This window comes from Peribacillus sp. (assembly GCF_059453735.1).
Map to the genome: position 1 here is coordinate 1 of NZ_JAZVJO010000326.1, position 4,215 is coordinate 4,215.

A 4,215-nucleotide genomic window follows, 5' to 3' on the forward strand; every position below is an offset into this window, starting at 1 on the left:
GCCGACTTTTTTCCTGATCGCACTGATTTTATACTCCTTAATTGACGTATCATCAATTCTTATCTCCCCTGAATTACTTTCATAAAACCTCATTAACAGATTAATAATGGTCGTATTACCTGAACCAGTCGGACCTACCAAGGCAACTTTCTCTCCTGCTTTCACATGAAAATTAATATTTTTCAAGATGGTTTTATGTTCGTCATAGCCAAAGTACACATTGGTAAATTCTACATTCCCTTTTAAGGAGTTTATGTCTTTTGCGTTTTCCTGATCCACTATATCCGGAGTTTCATCCATAATTTCGAATACCCGTTCAGCACCCGCTATGGCAGATTGAAACATATTTAATAGACTTGATAACTGGTTAATGGGCCGAAAGAATTGACGGGAATAGGCGACGAAAGCCGCGATAATCCCTACAGTTGCACTACCTTGAAGCGTCATAAATGCACCCGCTCCAATCACTAATCCAAGTCCCAAATTATTAATAAAGTTGTTGATTGGACCGAGAAATCCCGAAACGGTATCTGCTGCAATGGTAGAGGAACGCAGTCTTTCATTGACTCTAGAGAATTCGGTAAACATTTTCTCCTCTTTCCCAAAAAGTGAAATGACTTCGTTCCCCGAAATGGACTCTTCAATAAACCCATTCAACTCACCCAAATCCCGCTGGCGTTTAATAAAGTTACTGCTGCTGTATGTAATGATTTGTTTGGTCGAATAGACCATCACAGGGATAATCAGCAGTGTCACAATAGCCAGCACCCAATTAAGTGAAAACATGGCGATGGTCACCCCAGCTACCATCAAAATGGACGAAAATAATTGAATGACACTTTGGCTGAGTGCATTGTTCAAGCTGTCAATATCATTTGTCACCCGGCTCATCAAATCACCATGTGGATGTTTATCAAAAAACTTGATCGATAATGTCTGAAGTTTGGTAAATAAATCTTGGCGTATGTTCCGAATCGTCTGTAAGGAAACTCGGACCATCAAATAGGTTTGCAGCCAAGTAAATATAGACGATACCGTATAGACCACAGCGAGTATGATTAAAAACCGAAAGGTACCCGCCATATCTTTTGGAAGAATGTATTGATCAATGATAAGTCCAATTAAATAAGGTCCTAGTAACCCTAATAATGTTGAGATGATGACAAAGATGATGGTTGCAATCAGTGCTGCTTTTTCCTTCTCCATATATCGCCATATCCGCTTCATCGTTTGTTTTTTATCCTTTGCTTTAACGACTGGTCCGCCAAAACCTCTTGGTCCGCGAGCACGACCAATTACATCCGGCGCCTGCACAGACGTTTTACTCATAAGAGACCTCCTCCTTTCCATTTTGTGTGGCAAAGATGTCACGATAAATGCTGCTTTCAGCGAGTAAGTCTTCATGAGTTCCTTTTGCGGCAACCATTCCATCTTCGATAACAAGAATTTGATCAGCATCAATCAGGGATGAAATTTTGGCAGAAACGATAAAAACTGTCGTCTCTGGATGATTTCGTTTTATCGCCTGTTGCACTGCTGATTCTGTTAGGGCGTCAATGGCTGATGTTGAATCATCTAAAATCAATATTTTCGGTTCACGAATAAAGGCCCGAGCCATTGATAAACGCTGTTTTTGCCCGCCAGAAAGATTCGTTGCGCCTTGCATGATTTCATGAGCAAATGTATCTTCAAATCGGTCAATGAATTCCAGTGCAGACGCAGACTGTGCTGCCTGTTCCATTTCTACATTTGTTGCCTGTTCTTTCCCAAAAAATAAATTATCCTCAATGCTTCCAGAAAACAGTGTAGCATTTTGCGGCACAAACCCAATCGCCTTACGCAGTTTTTCCAACGGATATTCCTTAATGTTTACGCCATCAATAAGAATCGCTCCAGAATCAGGGTCATAAAGACGCGGAATCAGTTTAACGAGTGTTGATTTCCCACAGCCTGTGGACCCAATAATACCAATTTTCTCACCTGATTTCGCTGCAAATGATATATTTTTCAATACATATTCTCCATTTTTACTATAACTGAAATTGACATCTTTGAATTCCACTTCACCTCGAATTTCTGGCAGTGAAGCAGGATTTGCAGGTTCTGTAATATCAATGTTTGTATCAAGCACCTGTCCAATCCGATCTGCTGATGTAAAGGAACGAGTTATTTGCATCAGCACGTTGCTGCTTGACATCAACCCATTCATCATAATATTCAGGTAATTAATAAACGCTAAAATCACACCGATTTGAAGAGAGCCTTCATTTACTTTTATTGCACCCATCCAGATCCCTGCAACCATGCCGATGTTTACCACGAACAAGATAATGGGCATTAAAGAGAGAATAACTTGCTCTGCAGAAAGATTTCTCTCCATTAAGAAATCATTCATACTTTTAAACTGTTTTTTTTCATACCCTTCATGATTAAATGCTTTTATGACACGAATCCCTGCCAATGTCTCCTGAAGCTTTATATTAATCCGGTCCATCCCTTGTTGCACTTTCACAAATAATTTCCCCGATTTAGAAGAAAAATAATAGATACAAACAATAAGGATCGGAATCGTAAGTAGTAATACAGGGAATAACTCACGTGCAGTCAACCAGACAATAACTACAGATCCGATAAACATTAACGGTCCTCGTACAAAAATCCGCAAGATCATCATGACTGCCTGCTGAACGGCTGCAATATCATTCGTCACGATGGTGATTAATTTTCCAGTACCAAAAGTATCTGTATTTTGGTTAGAGAATTGTTTTGTTTTTTTGAACACATCCCGGCGTATATCTGTGGCGAAATTAACAGCTGCCTTCGTACTATAAATTGAACTTCCCACCCCGCCGATTAAACCAACAAAAGCAGTCAATAACATGAGCATCCCAAGTTTTAAGACATAGCCATTGTCATTTTCAGCAATTCCCACATCAATAATATGCTGCATAATGGTCGGCTGTAGTAAATCCATCCCTACTTCTATACACATCAGTAACGGACCCAAAATGGCAAAAAGCGTATAGGGCTTTATATAAGGAAGCAGTTTCCTCAAAGACTTCATGGAAATCCCTCCTCTCTATTTGTTAGCTATCTTCAAACGCTCTGTCATTTCATTTAAAAAGGCACTCATTTCTGCAGCGATTACTGGGTTCCTTCGTACTCGTTTCATCGCTTTATGCATTTCTTCTTCCCACTGATCAACAGCAGTCTTTAACTGAACAAATTCTTTTGAGCTCCGCCAAATTATTTGATCCTTCCAACTTGCCCAAAAATCTTCCTCTTCTCGTTTCCGAAACTCATTTAACCGTTCCTTGCCTTCTTCCGTAATAAAATAAATCTTTTTCTCTAAATCAGACTCAAGATTTATCAATCCCTTTTCCAATAATTCCTGAAGGGCAGGATAAATTGTACCCGCACTTGCTGAATAAAGTCCGTCAGAACGACTCTCTAATTCCTTCATAATTTGATAACCATGCATTGATTCCTCTTTAAGCAAATGCAAGATCGCTGACTTTATAAACCCTCTTCTTTTTTTCATAAACCTCACCACCTATCTATATCGACAATTTTAACCGATATAACGGTTAAAAACAAACGATATATCTATTGGTTTCATCATTTATAAGTGCCCAATTCTCGGCACTACAAAAAAGAAACACTCATAATGAGTGTTTCAGTTTGTAGACAAAAGAGGTTCGGAATGGTTTCATTCCGAACCTCTTTTGGATTTTTTGAGTGGGAACAAGCTGATCTAGTATTACCATTTCAAGTGGTTTCGAAAATACTCCTTATTACCACAAAAAATAGGTCTTTTACTTTTAAGTTTAGAAAGTCAGTTGATTGAAGTGGAAGGCGTGAAGACTCCTGCGGGAACAGCGGGACAGGTGAGACCCCGCAGGAGTGTAAGCATTGATGCGGCTCACCGCCCGCCCGCGGAAAGCGATGCGCCTGGAATGGAAATCAACATCTCGATTTTAAATCTCACCCGAGTTTGTCTACAGTCTGAGCCTGACCATTTGGTTCAGGCTGTTTTTTTAAAATTCTTGAAGAATTTCTTCCAGGGTAAACTTAATTCCATAGTAAGCAAATAAGGCAGTCATTAAATGGGGTATTCCCACGCGATTTCCAGATTCGTCAGGAATTAATCCTTTTTTCAAGTTTAGGTCAATATGTACATCCGCTAGTTCTACTAGTGTTGGTTCATCGGATGGA

At 39.6% G+C, this 4,215-nt stretch carries 4 protein-coding genes; all 4 read right to left on the reverse strand.

The features are described from left to right. The coding region (locus tag AC52RT_RS10310; protein WP_495540664.1) for an ABC transporter ATP-binding protein at nucleotides 1-1,329 on the reverse strand (1,329 nt) is incomplete at its 3' end. Next, entirely contained in the window at nucleotides 1,322-3,064 is a 1,743-nt protein-coding gene (locus tag AC52RT_RS10315; RefSeq protein WP_495540665.1) for an ABC transporter ATP-binding protein, read from the reverse strand. The genes AC52RT_RS10310 and AC52RT_RS10315, both read right to left, overlap by 8 nt. Before the next feature lie 15 nt (nucleotides 3,065-3,079). Beyond that, a complete protein-coding gene (locus tag AC52RT_RS10320; RefSeq protein ID WP_495540666.1) occupies nucleotides 3,080-3,541 on the reverse strand; it encodes a PadR family transcriptional regulator in 462 nt (153 codons plus the stop codon). Between the two features lie 496 nt (nucleotides 3,542-4,037). Beyond that, nucleotides 4,038-4,215, reverse strand: a 178-nt coding sequence (locus tag AC52RT_RS10325) for a DUF2529 family protein (RefSeq protein WP_495540667.1), incomplete at its 5' end; no start/stop codon positions are given.

Bases quoted from the DNA above. Each gene is read 5' to 3' on its own strand.
- AC52RT_RS10315 (WP_495540665.1), bottom strand. From the start codon at position 3,064: ATGAAGTCTTTGAGGAAACTGCTTCCTTATATAAAGCCCTATACGCTT.
- AC52RT_RS10320 (WP_495540666.1), bottom strand. From the start codon at position 3,541: ATGAAAAAAAGAAGAGGGTTTATAAAGTCAGCGATCTTGCATTTGCTT.